The sequence below is a fragment of the Paenibacillus sp. FW101-FHT12H11 genome (assembly GCF_058790355.1).
Genome location: NZ_JBYTCO010000001.1, coordinates 222946 through 242101 on the forward strand (window position 1 = coordinate 222946; position 19156 = coordinate 242101).

18 protein-coding genes are annotated in these 19156 nt (G+C 46.1%); 13 read left to right on the forward strand and 5 right to left on the reverse strand.

The window, feature by feature from the left end:
- Positions 1-10: 10 nt before the first annotated feature.
- Both AC3WTJ_RS01145 and AC3WTJ_RS01150 read right to left on the reverse strand, forming a co-directional pair.
- Complete coding sequence (locus AC3WTJ_RS01145; protein WP_492520190.1) at positions 11-850, reverse strand: phosphatase PAP2 family protein; 840 nt, start codon at positions 848-850, stop codon at positions 11-13.
- Positions 851-943: 93 nt separating this feature from the next.
- Positions 944-1324: a TIGR04086 family membrane protein gene (locus AC3WTJ_RS01150; RefSeq protein ID WP_246238978.1), complete on the reverse strand. Its 381-nt coding sequence runs from the start codon at positions 1322-1324 to the stop codon at positions 944-946.
- 109 nt (positions 1325-1433) lie between these two features.
- Between AC3WTJ_RS01150 and AC3WTJ_RS01155 the strand changes: the two genes are divergently transcribed.
- Together AC3WTJ_RS01155 and AC3WTJ_RS01160 are read left to right on the forward strand one after the other, a co-directional pair.
- Positions 1434-2774 (forward strand): ArsB/NhaD family transporter, encoded by a 1341-nt coding sequence (locus AC3WTJ_RS01155; RefSeq protein WP_492520191.1) that lies wholly within the window; start codon positions 1434-1436, stop codon positions 2772-2774.
- A 106-nt stretch (positions 2775-2880) separates the two neighbouring features.
- Entirely contained in the window at positions 2881-3567 is a 687-nt protein-coding gene (locus AC3WTJ_RS01160; RefSeq protein WP_492520192.1) for a DUF421 domain-containing protein, read from the forward strand.
- 1 nt (position 3568) lies between these two features.
- Here the strand turns inward: AC3WTJ_RS01160 and spoVB are convergent, their stop codons facing one another.
- Positions 3569-5134: a stage V sporulation protein B gene (gene spoVB / locus AC3WTJ_RS01165; RefSeq protein ID WP_492520193.1), complete on the reverse strand. Its 1566-nt coding sequence runs from the start codon at positions 5132-5134 to the stop codon at positions 3569-3571.
- 165 nt (positions 5135-5299) lie between these two features.
- Here spoVB and AC3WTJ_RS01170 point away from each other — a divergent pair, with 165 nt between their 5' ends.
- The 10 genes from AC3WTJ_RS01170 to AC3WTJ_RS01215 all read left to right on the forward strand — a co-directional run bounded on the left by AC3WTJ_RS01170 (position 5300) and on the right by AC3WTJ_RS01215 (position 17252).
- Positions 5300-5656, forward strand: a complete 357-nt coding sequence (locus AC3WTJ_RS01170) for a post-transcriptional regulator (RefSeq protein ID WP_492520194.1) — start codon at positions 5300-5302, stop codon at positions 5654-5656.
- Between the two features lie 101 nt (positions 5657-5757).
- Entirely contained in the window at positions 5758-6990 is a 1233-nt protein-coding gene (secD, locus tag AC3WTJ_RS01175; RefSeq protein ID WP_492520947.1) for a protein translocase subunit SecD, read from the forward strand.
- Positions 6980-7906 (forward strand): protein translocase subunit SecF, encoded by a 927-nt coding sequence (secF, locus tag AC3WTJ_RS01180; protein ID WP_127455337.1) that lies wholly within the window; start codon positions 6980-6982, stop codon positions 7904-7906. The genes secD and secF overlap by 11 nt, the downstream gene beginning before the upstream one ends.
- Before the next feature lie 65 nt (positions 7907-7971).
- Entirely contained in the window at positions 7972-8925 is a 954-nt protein-coding gene (locus AC3WTJ_RS01185; protein ID WP_492520195.1) for a cation diffusion facilitator family transporter, read from the forward strand.
- A 57-nt stretch (positions 8926-8982) separates the two neighbouring features.
- Positions 8983-11427: a single-stranded-DNA-specific exonuclease RecJ gene (gene recJ / locus AC3WTJ_RS01190; protein ID WP_492520196.1), complete on the forward strand. Its 2445-nt coding sequence runs from the start codon at positions 8983-8985 to the stop codon at positions 11425-11427.
- Complete coding sequence (locus AC3WTJ_RS01195; RefSeq protein ID WP_157319191.1) at positions 11424-11936, forward strand: adenine phosphoribosyltransferase; 513 nt, start codon at positions 11424-11426, stop codon at positions 11934-11936. The genes recJ and AC3WTJ_RS01195 overlap by 4 nt, the downstream gene beginning before the upstream one ends.
- A gap of 231 nt (positions 11937-12167) precedes the next feature.
- Complete coding sequence (locus AC3WTJ_RS01200; RefSeq protein WP_157319190.1) at positions 12168-14354, forward strand: RelA/SpoT family protein; 2187 nt, start codon at positions 12168-12170, stop codon at positions 14352-14354.
- Positions 14355-14395: 41 nt separating this feature from the next.
- Positions 14396-14836: a D-aminoacyl-tRNA deacylase gene (dtd, locus tag AC3WTJ_RS01205; protein WP_492520197.1), complete on the forward strand. Its 441-nt coding sequence runs from the start codon at positions 14396-14398 to the stop codon at positions 14834-14836.
- Positions 14837-14920: 84 nt separating this feature from the next.
- Positions 14921-15094: a hypothetical protein gene (locus AC3WTJ_RS01210; RefSeq protein ID WP_492520198.1), complete on the forward strand. Its 174-nt coding sequence runs from the start codon at positions 14921-14923 to the stop codon at positions 15092-15094.
- Positions 15095-15356: 262 nt separating this feature from the next.
- Entirely contained in the window at positions 15357-17252 is a 1896-nt protein-coding gene (locus AC3WTJ_RS01215) for an FAD-dependent oxidoreductase (RefSeq protein WP_492520199.1), read from the forward strand.
- Between the two features lie 103 nt (positions 17253-17355).
- Here the strand turns inward: AC3WTJ_RS01215 and AC3WTJ_RS01220 are convergent, their stop codons facing one another.
- Positions 17356-17655 carry a hypothetical protein gene (locus tag AC3WTJ_RS01220; RefSeq protein ID WP_492520200.1) on the reverse strand — a complete coding sequence of 100 codons (300 nt, stop codon included), beginning with the start codon at positions 17653-17655 and terminating at the stop codon, positions 17356-17358.
- A 342-nt stretch (positions 17656-17997) separates the two neighbouring features.
- The gene (locus AC3WTJ_RS01225) at positions 17998-18387 is read right to left on the reverse strand and encodes a DoxX family protein (RefSeq protein ID WP_492520201.1); all 390 of its coding nucleotides are present in this window, start codon (positions 18385-18387) and stop codon (positions 17998-18000) included.
- A gap of 122 nt (positions 18388-18509) precedes the next feature.
- Between AC3WTJ_RS01225 and AC3WTJ_RS01230 the strand changes: the two genes are divergently transcribed.
- Entirely contained in the window at positions 18510-18815 is a 306-nt protein-coding gene (locus tag AC3WTJ_RS01230; RefSeq protein ID WP_127455345.1) for a winged helix-turn-helix transcriptional regulator, read from the forward strand.
- Positions 18816-19156: the final 341 nt, after the last annotated feature.

The following is a 19156-nucleotide window of genomic DNA, read 5'->3' on the forward strand; positions in this document are numbered from 1 at the left end:
TGTTTGGCTTTTAAAGCTCATTATTTTTGAAAGATCGTTTAAGCAGTACTTGTTCTCCAAGAACCAGGCGTCCTTCGGAAATGCGCAGTCCTAATCTTGCGGCTACAACGCCTAGCACGACACCGGCACACATATCGGATAACCAGTGGATACCGAGATAGAAAATCGTGAAAATGATAAAAGCTGAGGAAATCGGAACGAAAATTTTCCAAAATGTATTGCGGCTCTTCACAGCAATGACGGCCATCGATACGGAGATCGACGTATGCAGGCTAGGGAAGCAATTATCCAATCCCGATAGCGGGCGATAGTCCTGCTCGAAGGTTGGGAATACATCAAGAATTAGCAGCTTAACACTCGGATGAAACGACCAGACTTCGTTAACTGGAAAGAACAGATAAAACGGAATGGCTATCATATAGTTGAACATGAGCGCGTAACAAATCGCGTAGAATAGTTTGTAATTTTTCTGAAATGTATATAGGGCAATGGATGTAATCATGACGGATGGAAAGATCACGACATAGAAGTAACTGCTAATCACGGTCAATATATCATTGTGGAAGAAATGTTGAATCGTAGAAACAAAGTTTCCTTCTATGCTATAGATGGATTTGGTAAAATCAGCTTTATAGTCAATTCGTTTCTCGACCCACATCTCAAGTTTATTGAAAAAAAGGATTGTGATGAGTGCTGCGAAGTGGATTAAATATTTGCGGGATGTAAATATTTCTTGAACGAAGCTTCCAGCGATAACGAACGGATTTTTGCGTGTTGCGGCAATTAGAAAGACGATGACAGTAATTACTATATAGACCGTCGCATGTGTCATAGACTGAAACGGGCTCATGGTGTTTTCCCCCTAATATTGGAAATTATTGCGAATATAACTATGATAGTATACCACAATCAAAGGGGGATAGTGAATTTTCACGGAAACGTCTTATTTCGTCGTGTTAACGCCAAGGATGCCTCCAAGTGCTCCTGCTGCAAATAAAATACCGAGCAATTGCAGGGATTGAAGATTCAATCCTGCGTCAAAAGCTAGAAAGCCAACCAAGAAAATAAGAATAAAATAGACGAATCCGACGAGTCCCCCGTGGTACCAGCCGCGGTTACCGGCTCTTTTGCCTGAAACCCAGCCTCCAATAAACAATGCTGCAGCATGGATAATCGTAGTTAACGTATGCAAGGAACTCTCTTGTGTGCTAGTTAGAAGCAAAAATAATGATGTTACTATTGTCCCAATTGTCATCATGCTTAATGAATAGGCAAGTCCGGAAAATAAAGGTGATGTTATTCGAACCTGACTGACCGTTTTCATGGGATTCACAGGCACCAATCCTTTCTTATATTCGTTCTTTTCATTATCATCATTGTATGGCCAAGCACATAGAATTAGTACAGACTGTTCAAAGGGAAGGTGAATAATTATGACGGAATTTTCTCAAGGACCCGCTCTGTGGCAGGCTATTGCAGCTCTTATTATTTTTTTTGCCGCTTATATTTGTATTTTGATTGAGAAGTGGGACCGTACATATACGGCGCTTGGAGGAGCCATCCTGATGCTTCTGCTGGGCATTATTCCAATTGGAAAGGCGCTTACAACATACGCAAATTGGCATGTTCTTTTATTTCTTGTTAGTTTATTCGTCATTGCCGGTCTATTTCAGAAAACAGGACTTATCGCATTCTCCGCAAGCAAGATCGTACGCGTGTTTCGGTTACAGCCTTTTACGATATTAATAGGTTTGTCGGTACTGGCCGCTGTAAGTTCTGCCTTATTAAACGCTTTGCTCGCCATCGCTGTTATCGTTCCGATCCTGCTCAAAACGACGAAGATGATGAAACTGTCTCCTGTCCCTTTTTTGATTTCTGTCTTGTTATCGGCGAATCTCGGTGGCGCAGCAACGCTTATGGGCAATTGGTCCAATAGGCTGATTGGTGCAGCTGAGCATATAACTACAGGTGAGATGCTGATCAAAATCGGACCGCTAATTATTCTCATGCTGGCTATCGTCTATCTAGCAATCTGGTTTTTTTATGGAAAGAAAATGATTATTCCTGAAACGTACAAGCGGGAGGTGCTTAGTTTACAGCCCGAAACCTACTTAACGGAAGATCGCGTCCAATTTATCGGGGGCAACGCCATTGCCGGGGCAACGCTGCTTGCTTTTTTACTGCAAGGTATCTTGGGGTGGCAAGCCTCCTATATTGCTGCAGGCGGAGCCGTAGCGCTAATCGCGCTTAACTATCAGGACCTCATTCAGCTTTTCAAAAAGAGAGATTACCGTTCCATCTGGAGTGGGGTACTAGAAACACAGGGATTGTTTTTTCTAGGATTGTTTATCATGGTTGGCGGATTAACGTATGCCGGGATATCGGGATTCATCGCTGTTAGAGGTTTGGAATTGAGCCAAGGTTCCATGTCATTCTTATCCATGCTTCTGTTATGGTTGACGGGGTTTGGTTCATCGGTTGTGGATTATATGCCATATACTGCGGCGATGATTCCTGTGATAGAACAAATAGGAACAGAAATGCAGAGTTTTTCTCAAGCATCCATTCAGCCTCTGTGGTGGTCCATCATTATTGGAACCGCGATTGGAAGCGGGGTTACGCTCTTCGGTTCGATATCAAGCATGTATGCGGCAGCACTCGCGGAGCAAGAAGGAGGAGGGCTTAATCCCCGTAATTATTTCATGATTGCAGGGCCGATCTCCTTGGTTTTATTCATCGTAGCTACGATCTATTTCAAGTTATTTCTGTTGTAATTCCCAACAATTGAATACGTAAAATCTGCATGATGAAGTGCATGAGCGGTCAGAATACCAGTGAACTCCGAGAACAAGCAAGAAGCTTAGATCAGGGAGGCTATCGATGGATATTCTGACCATTTTTTTACGTACCGTGCTGATCTACTTTGTCGTTTTTCTAATGCTCCGTCTGATGGGGAAGCGGGAAATCGGGAAGTTATCGCTGTTTGATCTTGTTATTTCGATTATGATTGCCGAGATTGCCGTGTTCGTGCTTGAAGATGTAAAGAAGCCAATCATAGATGGGATTGTCCCGATGGCGACACTGGTGTTGATCCAAATCATCATCGCCTATGTCACCTTAAAAAATAGAAATCTCCGGATTCTATTTGACGGGAAACCTAGCGTGATCATCAAACAAGGATTGATCGACCGTGAAGAAATGAGGAAACACCGTTACAACCTGGATGACTTAATGCAGCAGCTCAGGCAAAATAAGATCATGAATGTCGCAGACGTGGAGTTTGCCGTTCTTGAGCCCTCGGGGAAGTTAAGCGTAGTGGAGAAAAGCTTGAAAGCGAAAGAGACAGCGATTGACGAACAAGGCCTGAAGGGCACGATTCGATATGAGGGTCTACCGCTGCCTCTCATTATGGACGGCAAAGTACAGGACGATAATTTAGAGAAAATAGGCAAAACGAGATTTTGGCTAAAAAACCAGCTTCAATTCAAGGGAGCGCGCGATTTCAAAGAAGTGTTTTATTGCTCCATTGATCACAGAGGGAGAATGTTTCTTGACCGCAAAAGATAGGTTAGCGGATAATTTTTTTGCCCATGTTGAGAACCCGGGTCAGGTCCTTTAAACGAATCAATCGGAAAAGCGTAATCGAAAACAAATAAACAATAAACCCTACGAGCGTCGAAGATACAAAACGGAGCCATTCAATGGTAGTCCATGGCATGTACATGATGAAGTAACAACATAGACCTGAGAGGACCATAGCCGCTCCAATTTTGCCGAAATCACTGCCTTCCATACGAAACTTCAACAAACGCACAACGCTGTTCCAATGTAGGAGCGTAACCAACACAATGTTTACATTGATCGCAAAAACAGCTCCTTGAATGCCGAGTTCCGGCTTGCTGGCCAGCCAATAAATGAGGATTAGTTTGACGGTAGAGCCTATCAAGGTATTGATCAAAGCGGATCCGGGTTTATTCAAAGCTTGCAGAGTCGACTGCAGGGGTGCCTGGAAATAGATGAATATGGCAATGGGAGCCATCATTTTGAGCATAATACCGACATCGGGTTGATTGTACATATACCTGCAGATGGGTTCGGCCAGGACGAACATGACGACAGCAAACGGAGCACCCGTGACTAAAGCCAGCTTTAAGGATTGGTGCAGGCGCGCATGGATCGTTTTCATATCTTTGCGAGCAGCAGCTTCGCTTAAGGATGGAACCAGCGAGACCGATAAAGACATCGTCAGTGCGCTCGGAAGCAGAATGATAGGGATAATCATACCTTGCAGCGCACCGTACTGCGCTGTTGCCAGAGAAGTGGCAATGCCTGCAATGGCTAGACTTTGCGCAATGAGAATAGATTCGAATAAATAAGAGCTTGCCCCAATTAACTTGCTGCCCGTAATCGGAATGGAAATGCGTAATATCCGCCGTAAGTTAGCCAACCGGCCATTCGTTTTCGTCGTACCGATCTGAGCGACAGGAAGTTTCGGTGATGATTTTTTATCGTACCTGAAATGGATGGCCAGAACGGCTAGACCGCCAATCTCACCGGCAAGAACGCCTACCATGGCGCCGGCGGCGGCATATTCGATCCCGTACGGGATCATAACATATGAGCAGACAAGCACCATCACAATACGAATCAGCGTTTCCATAATCTGTGATGAGGCCGTGGGAATCATATTCTGTCTGCCTTGAAAGTATCCGCGGTAAACAGCGGAAACCCCGATGATCGGGATCATTGGACTCATGCACAAGAAGGTGTAATAAACGCGAGAATCGGTTAACAAATGGGAGGTGATCCAAGAGGCGCCTGCGACGCAAGCAATGGTGAATAGGATGCTCAAGCCAATTGTGATCACTAAAGAAATTCGAAGAATGCTGCGAATTCTCGATTCATTATGCTCGGCTTCAGCCTCGGCAATCAGCTTGGCAATGGCAATAGGTATGCCTCCCGTTATGATCGTCAAGATGACGGAAAGGAAAGGCCAGCCCATTTGATAAAGGCCAATGCCTTCTGCGCCGATGACACGAGGTAAAGTAATTCTAGGGATGAAGCCGAGAATACGGTTCAAAATGCCTGCGGCCAAAAGAATCATCGTGCCCCTGATAAATGACTGCTTGGTCATGCCATACCCTCTTCCGATACTTGTCTTACCTTATGGATATGCGAGAGTTGGTCAGGCTCATGCTAACATTTTATGGACAGGTTAAAGCTAGCAGGAAATTGGGGTGTGAATATCGAATAACATGTCAAGTTAACTATGATAAACTGACCTTAGGAGGATCTCTCTATGAATGGAGAAGATAATGATCAAGTTCCTCATCATCCTGAGGACAAGGCAAGCGAACAGATAGAGGAAAGCGATTCAGCCCCCCATCACGCGGACAAGGAAGAAGCGGAAGTTGCACTTTCCGATTTTGAATTGAGCGAGCTCATCGAGAATCTTTGTTTGAGCAAAGTGGAGGAGTTTGTGCTGCTTGGCTATGAACATGTCACTGGAAAAGAGATCTGGGATTGTGTGAGTGACAAATACCGTAAAACGGGTGTCCCTTCTCTTCATCAAATCGTGAATGACATCTTATCACTGAAATCGACCCAGTTTATGAACTGGCTGACGATAAGCATGTATAGAGGGGCCCAATTCTAAGAATAGGGCTTATTTTTTCATGTTACGACTTAAATTGACTCGATTTTCAGACCTGTATATAATAGGCATATTGAGTATCGAAGGGAGACAAGCAAGAGATGCTGGATTGGAAAAGAATATCGTTCTTTTTTCTAACGGTTGTAATTGTTCTCGGCGCAATCGGAGCAACAAGCCCTAGACTTGTAGAACGAATCAAGCTTGGTTTGGATTTAAAAGGCGGATTTGAAATTTTGTACACCGCGGAACCACTAACAGCTGGGCAGCCTTTAACGAAGGAAACGCTTACGCAAGCAGCGGAAAGTCTTGCCAAACGGGCTGACTCCCTTGGTGTAGCAGAGCCTGAGGTTTACCCGGAAGGAACAGATCGGATTCGTGTGCGTCTGGCAGGCGTGGAGAATGAGGAAGAAGTTAGAAGTTTGATGTCCAAGCCATCTGTTCTTACCTTCAGAGGTCCGGACGGTACAGTGTACATGAATGGTACTGACTTCGTGGAAAACGCAGCGAAATTAAGCTACGATCCGAATACGAAACAGCCGATCGTCGAGATCAAAATGAAAAGCAGAGAGAAATTCAAGGAAGTTACGACTAAGCTGGTGGGCAGCACATTGTCCATCTATCTGGACGATCAAGTGCAATCGACGGCATCCGTTAATTTCCCGATCGACAGCGACTCTGCAATCATTACACAAACAAGTGTAGCGGAAGCAACTAAAGTAGCGAAAATGATTAACTTGGGGGCTATGCCGCTAAAGTTAACCGAAAAATATATTCAACGTGTTGATGCGACGCTAGGACAAGCATCCTTGCACCAAACAGCGCGCGCTGGGCTTATTGCATCGATCCTGATTTTCGTCTTCATGGTACTGTACTACCGTGCACCGGGGCTTGTTGCGGCTTTCACGCTAATTACATACATTTGGGTTCTTCTTGCGGTCTTCGACTTTATGAATGCAACCTTGACATTGCCGGGTATTGCGGCCCTTGTACTCGGAGCAGGTATGGCGGTTGACGCGAACATTATTACATACGAGAGAATCCGTGAAGAAATTCGCGCGGGCAAGAGCATCCTTTCCTCTTTGAAAGCAGGATCCAAGCACTCCTTCCGCACAATCATGGACGCTAACGTGACGAACTTGATTGCCGGTATTGTTCTTTACTATGTAGGGAACGGCGCAATCCGCGGATTCGCGGTTATTACAATGCTAAGTATTATCATCAGTATCTTAACCAACGTTCTTTTCTCCAGATGGCTGCTTCATCTGATCATACGAGGCAACTTGCTGAAAAAGCCAAGTTATTTCGGCGTGAAGGAGGCAGACATCCGTGGACTCTAAGAACAAGTTTGATTTTGTAAGATCTCGTAATAAATTCTTTGGTATTTCGATTGTTCTTCTTATCATAGGATTAGCTGTAATGCTATTCTCAGGGATGAACTTCGGGGTCGATTTCAAAGCAGGAACGAATATCGATCTGGTTGTAGGCAAGCAGTTGGATAAAGCCAAAGTCGATGAGATTCTGAACGGTTTGTCAACGAGCGGCGATGTGAAATCGCATCATGCGGACCCGACAATCGGCGGGAATAACAGCGATCGCGTCTCAATCCGCTTCGATGACGTGCTGAACGACGACGCGGTGAATAAAATTCAAAAAGCATTCGCAACGGCTTACGGCGTTGATGTTTCCAAAGAGATCAATACCGTAGATCCTCAGTTGGCCAAAGAATTGCTGTTGAAAGCCGTATATGCGGTAGCGATTGCCAGCGTATTGATTTGTGTGTATGTCAGCATCCGTTTCGAATGGCGTTTTGCGATTGCTGCGATTATTGCCATTCTTCACGATGCATTCATGGTTATCGCAGTTTTTGCGATTTTCCGCCTGGAAGTCAATCTTCCGTTTCTGGCGGCGGTTTTGACGACCATCGGTTATTCCATCAATGATAAAATCGTTATTTTTGACCGTATCCGTGAAAATCTCAGATTCGCTAAGCTCAAAACGGACGAAGACCTGGTTGCCTTGGTTAACGATAGTATTTGGCAGACGATGGCGCGTAATATCAATACCGTTCTCGTGGTATTAATTGCCGCTGGCTGCTTGTACATCTTCGGAAGCGAGTCCATCAAGCTGTTCGCACTTGCGAAGCTGGTCGGATTAACGAGCGGTGCTTACTCTTCCATCGTTATTGCTTGTTCTCTGTGGTACCTCTTGAAAAGAAAATCGTTACGGAGTTCTAAAAAGAAAGCTGCAGCGTAATAACCATAATAACTGGCCGCGTGAATGTTGCGCGGCCTTTGTATCCGTTCAGGGGGAGTGTCAGCGTGAAAGACGAGCGTTTTCAAAAAACGGAGCTTGCAGTATGGGGCGGCATCGCCGGTAATGCAGCTCTAGCGTGTCTGAAAGGTATTGTTGGGATTATGGCGCAGAGCTCAGCCTTGTTAGCGGATGCCGCACATTCGGCATCAAGAGCCATAGCTTCATCCGCAGCACTGATTCGGGTGAGATCAGATCAGCAGCCTCCAGAGGAGTTGGATGCCCAAAGTCCAGAAAAGAATATGTCTATTGCAAGTATTCTGCTGGCTATTGTCGTTCTTATTATAGGAATCGAGATGGGAATTTCAGCGATTCATGCCTTAGGGTCTGCCGAGGAACATACTGACAAGAATTACGCGCTCGCTGCGCTTGGACTTTCGCTAGTCGTCAAAGAAATCATGTATCAATACGTGAGCCGGTTAGGCAAACGTATAGGTTCTCAGGAATTAATTGCTAATAGCAGAGGGCACCGTTCCGATATATACTCTACTATTGTGGCTCTGATCGGGGTATTCGGCGCAACACTCGCCAACGTTTTGCAGGTCCCATTCCTTTCCTATTTGGATCCGATAACAGGAATTATCATTTCTCTTTTGATCTTGAAAATGGGGTATTCGCTTGTCAAGGAAGCTTTACATAGGAAGCAAGAGTACGTTCTACAGCAAGAGGATGCTGACGATTTGATTGCCGTTGTGCAGTTGATTAAAGGTGTAATCACTGTAGATGACTTAAGAGCCAGAGAGCACGGACATTATGTGGTGGTTACGGTCAAAATCAGCGTGAATCCAAGGGTAACGGTTTGGGAAGGGCATGAAGTTTCCAAAAGGATCAAACAGCAGCTGATGAAAAGATTCCATCATGTTTCGGATGTGTTTGTGCACGTGGCTCCTTATGATGCCGGCTATCCCTACAAACATTCTACGGATTCAGAGCTCAGCGAGCTCCCGTCCGTTATTCATTAATTTTGTAATAAGCACGAAGAAAGTTTTGCATAGCAAAACGCTAAGGAGGACACACAAGTGCTAGCACCAAAGGCAAGATGGAGCATTGGCCATGCGGATGAAATGCTCATAGAAACTTTTGTGCGCGAGCTGCAGATCGACCCGCTTGTGGCCCGACTGCTTGTTCTCCGAGACATTCGGACGGTACCTGAAGCCGAACAATTCATGCATGGCGGGGTTCAGTATTATCATGATCCCTATTTGCTTGACGGCATGCTCCCGGCTGTTGAACGTATCCGGAAAGCGCTGCAGAACAACGAATTTATTCGCATATATGGGGACTATGATGCAGACGGCGTTAGCAGCACTTCGCTCATGCATCATTTGCTCACAGGCTTAGGCGCCCGGTTCGATACGTATATCCCGCATCGCATTCGTGAAGGCTATGGTCTGAATCGCTCAGCGATTGATTTGGCCAAAGAGCAAGGTGTAGATCTATTAATTACTGTGGACACTGGCATTAGTGCCGTTCAAGAAATCGCCTACTGTGAAGAGCTAGGCATAGATGTCATCGTGACGGATCACCACGAGCCTCCGGAGCACCTGCCACAGGCTCTGTCTGTGATCAATCCGAAGAAGCCCGGCTGTCCTTATCCTTTTAAGCACCTTGCCGGTGTCGGCGTTGCTCTGAAGCTGGCACACGCTTTGCTGGATAGGCTGCCAGAGGAACTGCTGGAATTTGCGGCGCTTGGCACGGTAGCGGATTTGATGCCACTGAATGGCGAGAATCGCTTAATTGTCAAACAAGGTCTGCAGCGCATGCAGGATTCGGCTTACGCGGGATTCCGTTCGCTTATTGGCGTCTCAGGCATTGAACGCAAGGAAGTGACAGCAGGGCACATCGGCTTCTCGCTCGCACCAAGAATCAATGCCAGCGGAAGACTGGAAGCAGCGGATATCGCGGTTAAATTATTGACAACGTTCAATGAAACCGAGGCGGAGCAAATTGCTTTTGAATTGGATATGCTGAATAAAGAACGTCAACTTATCGTTGAAGAGATGGTGAAAGAAGCCTTTGTTCTAGCGGAGGAGCAGCAGGCCAAAGGTTTGGACAAAGTGATCGTCGTTGCGAAAGAAGGCTGGAATGTGGGCGTTGTCGGCATTGTAGCCTCCAAAATCGTGGATAAATTTTACCGTCCGACCCTGGTACTCAGCATTGATCCGCAGACGGGGATTGCCAAAGGTTCAGCACGTTCCATTGCCGGTTTTGATTTGCACAAGGCTTTGACCGTCTGTGAAGAGTGGCTGGACCACTATGGAGGCCATCAAGCGGCAGCTGGCATGAGTTTAAGTAGAGACCATTTGGAGGCTTTCACGCAAAAGTTGAATGAGCTTGCAGCTGCGATATTGACGGAGCAGGATTATATCCCGCTGTTGAAGGCCGACGCTGTATGCAGCTTGCCCGATGTTCCGATTGCCAGCATTGAAGGGTTGGAGAAGCTTGCGCCATTTGGCATGGGCAATCCCGCGCCCAGGTTCATGTTCACTGATCTGTCGCTGGATGACATCCGGACCATGGGCAAAGAGAAGCAGCATCTGAAGCTCGCGCTCTCTCAGGCCAAAGATGAAGTAAGCTGCTCGGTGGAGGCCGTTGGATTCGGCAAAGGCAGCCTGGCGGGACTCATCACGCAAGCAGCAAAAGTCGATGTGCTTGGCGAGCTGTCCATCAATGAGTGGAACGGTGTCCGCAAGCCGCAAATTGTCATGCAGGATTTGAAGATCACGCATATGCAGCTCTTTGATTGGCGTGGAGCGGGGCAATTAAGCGCCAAGCTGAATATGCTTCAAAATAACCTGGCAACAAGCAACACGAAGAATCAAGTACCTGGTATCGTGCTCTTCGACGAAACGGATGTGAAAGCTTTTGCTGCCACGTCTTTCCAAATCGGCGACGAAATCCCTTACTGGGTCGTTCAAGACAGCGGCTTATTACGGCCAGGCAATGAAACTGCCAGTCAGCTGGATTTTGCCCATATGAAGGACATCATTCTGTACACGATCCCAAGGAGTTTAGTTAGCTTACAAGGTGTGTTACAGCAAGCCCTTGGCATGATGCGTTGTTATCCGGTTTTCGCAGAGTTAGGTCCTGACAGCGGAAGCACATTGCCTTCCCGTGAGATGTTCAAGATGATGTACGGAACGTTGCAAAAAGAGGGTTCGTTGAATGTGCAGGATGCCCGTCTAATGGCCTCATTCAGCAAAAGATCGGGCTTGTCACCAGCAATGATTCAATTCATTTTATCTGTGTTTGAGGAGTTAGCGTTCATTGAAAGACAAGGGGCTATCGTTAAACTGCATGCATCACCTGCAAAAAAAGATCTTACGGCATCCCGCATTTATCAGCATAGAATGAATCGTCAAGAAGTTGAATCTGTTGTGATGTATTCTTCAGCCAAAGAATTAGAGCAGTGGATTGCCCAACATATCAAGCAAGAAAACCACATATTGGAGGAAATTATATGAATTTCAAAGAGTATATTCGCGTTATCCCAGACTTCCCGCAACCGGGAATCCGTTTCAAAGATATCACCACGCTGCTTCAAAACGGTGCTGTCTACAAAGAAGCCATTGATCAACTGAAAGAAATGGTTAAAGAGAAAGAAATTGATGTCATCGCGGGACCGGAAGCTCGCGGCTTCGTGATCGGCGCTCCGCTGGCATATGCGCTTGGCGTAGGTTTTATTCCGATTCGCAAAAGCGGTAAGCTGCCAGGCGAGACCATTGAAGTGGATTATGCCTTGGAATACGGCAAAGATAAACTTGCCATGCACAAGGATGCCATTAAGCCTGGTCAAAAAGTTCTAATTGCCGATGACCTGCTGGCAACCGGCGGAACGATCCAATCGTCGATCGATTTGATTCAACAGCTTGGCGGAGATATTGTTGGGGCAGCGTTCTTGATTGAACTTTCCTATTTGGAAGGCAGAAATAAGTTTAATGGTATAGATGTGGTTTCCTTAGTTCAATATTAAAATAAGCGAAGAATCGAATGTCATATTCGATTCTTTTTTGTACCTAGATATAGGCCGTAAGGAAGGAATATTTCAAAGGATTTTAGGCAAAATGATGTTTTTTGTCGAAAGGTTAGCGTGGCATAGTTGACGCGGAGCCTGCCTTGCAGGCATAATGAATAAAAATCGACTAAAGATGAGCGTTTGAAAAGTTCGCTTTTTAAACAACCTCTAAAGGGAATGGGTAGATGCATGGGTATAGAGCAGCTGTTAGAGAAGGCAGCCACCTATCTGAAAGAGAATGATTTGCAGAGGATACGGGAGGCCTATGAATTCGCGGATGAAGCCCATCATGGCCAAGTGCGCAAATCGGGGGAGCCCTATATTCTGCATCCACTCGCTGTTGCAGATATACTGGTGAACATGCAGATGGACGTCACTTCCGTGATCGCGGCGCTTCTGCATGATGTCGTTGAAGATACAACAGTTTCACTCGAAACTGTTCTAGATAAATTCGGGAAAACCTGCGCAATGCTTGTAGACGGCTTGACGAAGCTCGAACGGATTAAGTTCAAATCCAAGGAAGAGCAGCAGAATGAGAACTACCGCAAAATGTTTGTTGCTATGGCGCAGGATATCCGCGTTATTTTGATTAAACTGGCGGATCGGCTGCATAACATGCGCACATTGAAGTACCAATCGGAGGAAAGCCAGCGCCGCATAGCGGAGGAAACGCTGGAGATTTTCTGTCCGATTGCACATAGGCTCGGAATTTCCACCATCAAGTGGGAAATGGAGGATATCGCTCTCCGTTATTTGAATCCTCAGCAGTATTACCGGATCGTGAATCTGATGCAGAAGAAGCGAACCGAGCGTGAGCAATATATTGAAGATGTGATCCACAGTATCAAAGAAAAGCTGGATGAGATGGGAATCCAGGGAGATATCTCCGGAAGGCCCAAACATCTCTACAGTATTTATAAAAAAATGAGCTCCCGCGGCAAACAGTTCAATGAGATCTATGATCTCATGGCGCTGCGCGTCATTGTCGATGGCATCAAAGATTGCTACGCTTCTTTGGGTATTATTCATACATTGTGGAAACCGATGCCTGGGCGTTTCAAAGATTATATCGCTATGCCTAAGCCGAATATGTATCAGTCTCTCCATACAACAGTGATCGGTCCCAAAGGGGAACCTCTAGAGGTTCAGATTCGTACTTGGGAAATGCATAGAACGTCCGAGTTCGGTATTGCTGCACACTGGGCGTACAAAGAAGGCGGTTCTGTTGTTCCATCAGGCACGTTTGAAGACAAGATGAGCTGGTTCCGTGAAATTTTGGAGCTTCAGCATGAAACGAATGATGCTTCGGAGTTTATGGAATCCATGAAGATGGACTTCTTCTCCGATCTTGTCTTTGTGTTTACACCAAAAGGCGAGGTCATCGAGCTTCCGGCTGGTTCTGTGCCATTGGATTTTGCATACCGTATTCATACGGAGGTCGGTAATCGGACAATTGGCGCCAAAGTCAATTCCCGCATCGTCCCCTTGGATCACAAGTTGAAAACAGGGGATATCATTGAGATTTTGACGTCCAAACATTCTTATGGACCAAGCCAGGACTGGATCAAACTCGCGCAATCGTCCCACGCCCGCAGTAAGATCAAGCAGTGGTTCAAGAAAGAGAAGCGCGAAGAGAACGTCGAAAAAGGGAAAACCATGATTGAGCGCGAGCTCAAACGGTTGGCCATTGATCCGCCGACACTGATGAGCGATGAGAAAATGCTCGAAGCGGCAAAGAAGTTCAATTTTAACGACATTGAAGACATGCTCTCTGCCGTCGGGTTTGGCGGGATTACAGCCGCGCAAATTTGTACGAAGCTTACAGAGAAGCTGCGTAAGGAAGCCGAAGAAGCTCAGGTGCTTCAGCTCACTACGGAGGTTAAAGAAGTTAAGTCGCCAAGCGCAACCGAACGGAAAAGCCGTCCAACCAACGGCGTGAAGGTGAAGGGCGTGGACAACTTGCTTGTGCGCTTTGCCCGCTGTTGTAATCCGGTTCCCGGCGATTTGATCATCGGCTACATTACAAGAGGACGCGGCGTGTCCGTGCACCGGGCGGATTGTACGAATATCCCTACAAGTATGGGGGAAGAGGAACGGGTTATTGAGGTTGATTGGTGTGAAGCCATCGAATCCAATTTCAATGTGGAAATTGAGATTACAGGCCATGACCGTCGAGATTTCTTGAACGAAGTGCTTCAGGCTGTCTCAGAAAGCAAAACGAGTATTTCAGCGGTTTCAGGCCGATCGGATAAAAACAAGATGGCAACGGTTCATATGACCATTTTGATCAAAAATATCGATCATCTGCAATCCGTTGTCGAGAGAATCAAACGTGTGAGAGACGTTTATTCCGTTCAGCGCATTATGCAAAGCTAAGCTTGCGGCTGTGAACGAACGTGAGGAGATTTAGAGAAACCATGAGAGTAGTTGTTCAGCGGTGCAAGCGCGCCGAAGTAACTGTGAGTGGCGCATCTGTCGGACAGATCGAGCAAGGTCTGATGCTGCTTGTCGGCATCACCCACGACGATACCGAGCAGGATGCGAAATATATAGCGGACAAAGTAGCCGGACTGCGCATTTTTGAAGATGGGACCGGTAAAATGAATCTTTCCGTGCTGGAGACAGGCGGTCAAATTTTATCCGTTTCCCAGTTTACTTTGTATGGGGATTGCCGCAAAGGGAAAAGGCCCAACTTCATGTCAGCAGCTAGACCTGAGATTGCACAACCGTTGTATGATAAGTTCAATGAGTTGCTTCGCGCTCAGGGCTTGCAAGTGGAAACGGGCGCATTTGGCGAAATGATGGATGTTTCCTTTACGAATTGGGGACCTGTTACTTTGATCATCGATAGTAAATAGTCGGGTTGCCTCTTGCGCAAAGGATAAGATGCGGACAGCCTGGATATACTAAAACTGTATATTCTTGCAGTTAGGAGCATCCAGATGCGTCAATCGATCAAGCACAAAGCCATGACGGCGCCAGTGCAGCAACTGCTGCATACAACACTTGCCGAACGGATGAGTCAGGCACCGGCGTTAGCCGACGTTGAAATTAGCGCAGAGTTCACATCCGATCAGGAGAAAATGAAAAGCATTCCCAAAAAATCATATCGTTAATCGTAAAGCCCCGCGCTGCTTCGTCAGCCATGCGGGGCTTTATTTGTTGGATGAGAGGCAATATGGCAGGATTTCTCTAAGACTTTAAAATGTGGTAAACTAACAAGTGATGTTTTTGGCTGACAAAAATCGACTGCTCAAGAAAGCTTATCAAACCTTCAACCGGTAAGCTGTATGAAAAGCAGGGGACAAGGTGGGTGCTCTCGTTTTAATGGCAAATCCGAATCGTAATAATTCCGCTTCCAAAGGATGGCTTTGGTTGATGGGAATCTTGATTCTGCTCGCGGTGCTGGGGGCTGCGGCGTCTTTGTATTATCAATATAAACACCACATAAGCGGTGGACAGACTAAGGCGAAGCAAGAAATTGAAGAAGTGAAATCCGTAAAGAAAACAAAAGAAGCGTATGATGTCATTGTCGTTGGTACAGATCCTGAGGGGGTTGCTGCGGCTGTTTCGGCTGCGCGTAATGGGTTAACTACCCTTCTGGTGGATGGACGGAATCGTGAGATTCTGGGAGGGCTAATGACTCTGGGCTGGATTAACTCCATTGATATGAACTATGCTCCAAACAAGAACCTTATAGGGAAAGATGATGTCTTCAACAAAGGTTTCTTCTCCGAGTGGTATGCCAAAATTGAAGGGGATTCCTTCGATGTGAACACAGCCGCGAATGCGTTCTATGATTTGGTTAAAAATGAATCTAAAATCGATGTGCTGCTCAAAACGAAGAAGATCGATCCGCTCCTTACTCAAGATAAAAAGGCTGTGCAAGGCGCTACGATTACACTCGAAGACGGCAGGACGCAAGTCGTGAAGGCGGCTTCGGTTATCGATGCGACGCAGGATGGAGATTTCGCGGCAGCGGCAGGAGTGCCGTTTACGATCGGACACGAGGATATCGGGGATCCGAATTCCAAAATGGCCGTGACGCTTGCGTTTCGTTTGAAAAACGTAACACCGGAAGTTTGGAACCTGATGGCCACAAGGCTGAACGGGGATAATAATCCGGATACAGGAGTCAACGATGTAAGTGTATTTGGTTATGGGGAGATGAGTAAGTACCCGCCTCTTAACAAAGAAAGAGCCAAGATGAGAGGGCTTAATATGGGTAGGGAAAATGACAATACCGTCCTTATTAATGCCTTGCAAATTTTCGGGGTTGATACCTTTGATCCGAAAGCTGTTCAAGAAGCTTTTGACATCGGGAAAAAAGAACTGCCTAATATTTTATCTTATATGCAAAAAAACTTCCCTGAATTTGCAAGCCTTGAACTAGATGGATCTGCACCAGAGCTATATGTTCGGGAAACGCGTCATATGCAAGGGGAATACCGACTGAGCATTGTTGACGTTTGTACGAACAATGATCAATGGGACCGTATTGGATTCGGTTCTTATCCAGTGGATATTCAAAGGATCTCTCCGACCGATAACGGTAACGTTGTGTGTAAACCGAAGCAGTACGCTATCCCGTTCCGCAGCCTAGTGCCTCAGAAGGTGGATGGACTGCTTGTAGTAGGTAGAGCCGCCAGTTACGATACATTGCCGCATGGAAGCGCCCGCGTTATGCCTACAGGCATGGCCGAAGGGGAAGCCGCAGGAGCTGCAGCGATGTTCGCGAAACAGGAGAAGATGACGTTTCGTCAACTATCGGCGTCCAAAGAAGTCATTGCGAAGCTGCAGGAACAGTTGAACAAACAAGGGATGGAGATTCATCCAATGACGCTCAAGCCGCAGCCTTTTATGGAGCATAAAGCTTACGAGGGGCTGAAATCCGCTCTTATGCTTGGCTTGGCTTCCGGCGCGTACGACAACAATTTTCACTTGGATGACCCCGCGAATCCGAAACGGATGGTCAATCTCGTGAGCGGCGCGAAGAAAATGAAGCCGGATGCCTTCAAAGGGGATGTATCGCAGGCCATCGCGAAGATGGAAAATGCTGATAAAATTCCGTTATCGCTTGAACAAGCCACTTATACGGTAACACAAGCTTTGGGACTGACGGCTACATCCAAAGAGGCGCAGGCAAAGCTAATAGAGAATAAGCTGTTGACCGATGCTTCATTGAAGCTAATAGCAGACAATCAAAAGTTAACAAACGGTGACGTATACTTGCTTATCAAAGATCTGAAGGTTGGCCTAACCGGCAAACCTTAATAAATAACAAATAAGAGCCTTATTACACCGTAGTTGCATGTGGCGATAAGGCTCTTATCTTTTTTTTCGAAGCCAATGGAAGTTTTGACTGCGCTTACAAAATTCAGTCAGCTTCTGATGCATCCTCTTCGGCTTCCGCAGATTCTTCCGCATCTTCTTCGGCAGAATCATCACTATCTACTTCGGCTTCCTCGTCGGCATCAACTTCCGCTTCTTCTTCCGCTTCGACTTCTTCTTCCTCAGCTGCTTCTTCAGCTTCGTCCGAATCCTCAATGGCCTCTTCTTCGGCTGCTTCAGCTTCTTCGGCTACATCGTCTTCAACTTCAGCTTCGGCTTCGGATTCCTCAGAGAAGAGCACCACTAGATCCTGCCGTTCCTCTTGAAACTCGTTTTGTGTTGTCATTGTTACAGCCTCCTGATGATAAATTCAAGGCCATTTGCCTTGTTGTAATGTATATGTGTAAAAAAGGCTGAATATACGAGGGGAGCAAAATGAAAATGATTGAAAATACAGGGAAAACACTGTAATGAAATTGTAATTTAAATTTCATACTGCGTTAATCAACCATGGATATAATAAAGCTCGACCCCCTTTAATTTATATATTGTCTAGAGGCCTGCCGCCACTCGTGCTGCAGGCTATTTTCTTTTGTAAGATGGGCTCATGTTTCGCCATCGAAATAGAAAAGGGCTATCACCCATCGAGTCATTTCTGACTTAAGGAGATAGCCCATTTCTTCATTTTTTACAATAAAGCATCCAGAGAATAGCCGCCTGCACCGATAAGCGCGACGCCCAGTGCCGCAACAATCAAAAGCAAATTGTACTCGAACCCATTAGAAGTGGACCAATAGCTTTTGTTATGAACCTTTACAATAGCAACAAGCATAGTAATGATAATAAGTGCAGCCGCAAATGGTGTCCAAAGTCCTGCAGCAAAGAGCAATCCGCCTGCAATTTCCGACAAACCTGCAAGGACGGCCATCAGGACACCGGGCTTAATGCCGATGGAATCGAAAAAGCCTCCTGTGCCTTTTGGTCCATACCCACCAAACCATCCAAATACTTTCTGTGTGCCGTGCGCGGCTATTGTTAAACCTAACACCAAACGGATAAGAAGAAGACCTAAAGCCATGACTAACTACTCCTCTTTAAATAAATTTTATTTAATTACTTACTTTATGTTAGTATATTATTACGCAGCACTTACTTTTGTCAAGCGACTATGTTAAAATTGTTTATAAGGAGATGATTTATATGGAAGACTACCAACTGTGCCCGAAATTCGAAAATGCATTTGAACTTCTGGGAAAGCGTTGGACGGGGCTCATCGTACATGTCTTGTTGACGGGGCCGAAGCGGTTTAAAGATATATCCGTGCTTATCCCAAGTATGAGCGATCGCATGCTTTCGGAGAGATTTAAAGAACTTGAGGCTGCAGAGATCATTGTCCGACACGTGTACCCGGAAACTCCGGTTCGTATTGAGTATGAATTGACAGCTAAAGGAAAAGGACTTAAGCCTGTTATGGACGAGTTGCAAAAATGGGCAGACTCTCATTAATTAAATGAAGGCGGCGCTAAGTCAAGTGGACGTATATCTCTTGACTTTACTTCTGCCAATGTTTACAATAAACAATAATTCAATACCTTTGTGATCCGTTGAAGGGATAAAGTATTTCGCCCCCACATTATCAGAGAAGGAAGTCCAGGCTGCGAGCTTCCTATGATGAGCGAACGAAAAGACCTCCCCGAGGACCTGCTGGGAACGACATGTCGATTTATGACCGTCTAGTAGCGGCAGTGCGTATTCGCGGGCGTTAACCGTAAAGAGCAGATTTCTGTTTATTGTGCCTATGGCGCGAGAACAGACGATCTGAATGTGGGTGGTACCACGGGTGAATT

What these genes read in the sequence shown, in the direction of transcription:
- AC3WTJ_RS01145 (WP_492520190.1), bottom strand. Translation starts at nt 850, where the DNA reads ATGAGCCCGTTTCAGTCTATGACACATGCGACGGTCTATATAGTAATT.
- AC3WTJ_RS01150 (WP_246238978.1), bottom strand. Translation starts at nt 1,324, where the DNA reads ATGAAAACGGTCAGTCAGGTTCGAATAACATCACCTTTATTTTCCGGA.
- AC3WTJ_RS01155 (WP_492520191.1), top strand. Translation starts at nt 1,434, where the DNA reads ATGACGGAATTTTCTCAAGGACCCGCTCTGTGGCAGGCTATTGCAGCT.
- AC3WTJ_RS01160 (WP_492520192.1), top strand. Translation starts at nt 2,881, where the DNA reads ATGGATATTCTGACCATTTTTTTACGTACCGTGCTGATCTACTTTGTC.
- spoVB (WP_492520193.1), bottom strand. Translation starts at nt 5,134, where the DNA reads ATGACCAAGCAGTCATTTATCAGGGGCACGATGATTCTTTTGGCCGCA.
- AC3WTJ_RS01170 (WP_492520194.1), top strand. Translation starts at nt 5,300, where the DNA reads ATGAATGGAGAAGATAATGATCAAGTTCCTCATCATCCTGAGGACAAG.
- AC3WTJ_RS01195 (WP_157319191.1), top strand. Translation starts at nt 11,424, where the DNA reads ATGAATTTCAAAGAGTATATTCGCGTTATCCCAGACTTCCCGCAACCG.
- AC3WTJ_RS01200 (WP_157319190.1), top strand. Translation starts at nt 12,168, where the DNA reads ATGGGTATAGAGCAGCTGTTAGAGAAGGCAGCCACCTATCTGAAAGAG.
- dtd (WP_492520197.1), top strand. Translation starts at nt 14,396, where the DNA reads ATGAGAGTAGTTGTTCAGCGGTGCAAGCGCGCCGAAGTAACTGTGAGT.
- AC3WTJ_RS01210 (WP_492520198.1), top strand. Translation starts at nt 14,921, where the DNA reads ATGCGTCAATCGATCAAGCACAAAGCCATGACGGCGCCAGTGCAGCAA.
- AC3WTJ_RS01215 (WP_492520199.1), top strand. Translation starts at nt 15,357, where the DNA reads ATGGGAATCTTGATTCTGCTCGCGGTGCTGGGGGCTGCGGCGTCTTTG.
- AC3WTJ_RS01220 (WP_492520200.1), bottom strand. Translation starts at nt 17,655, where the DNA reads ATGACAACACAAAACGAGTTTCAAGAGGAACGGCAGGATCTAGTGGTG.
- AC3WTJ_RS01225 (WP_492520201.1), bottom strand. Translation starts at nt 18,387, where the DNA reads ATGGCTTTAGGTCTTCTTCTTATCCGTTTGGTGTTAGGTTTAACAATA.
- AC3WTJ_RS01230 (WP_127455345.1), top strand. Translation starts at nt 18,510, where the DNA reads ATGGAAGACTACCAACTGTGCCCGAAATTCGAAAATGCATTTGAACTT.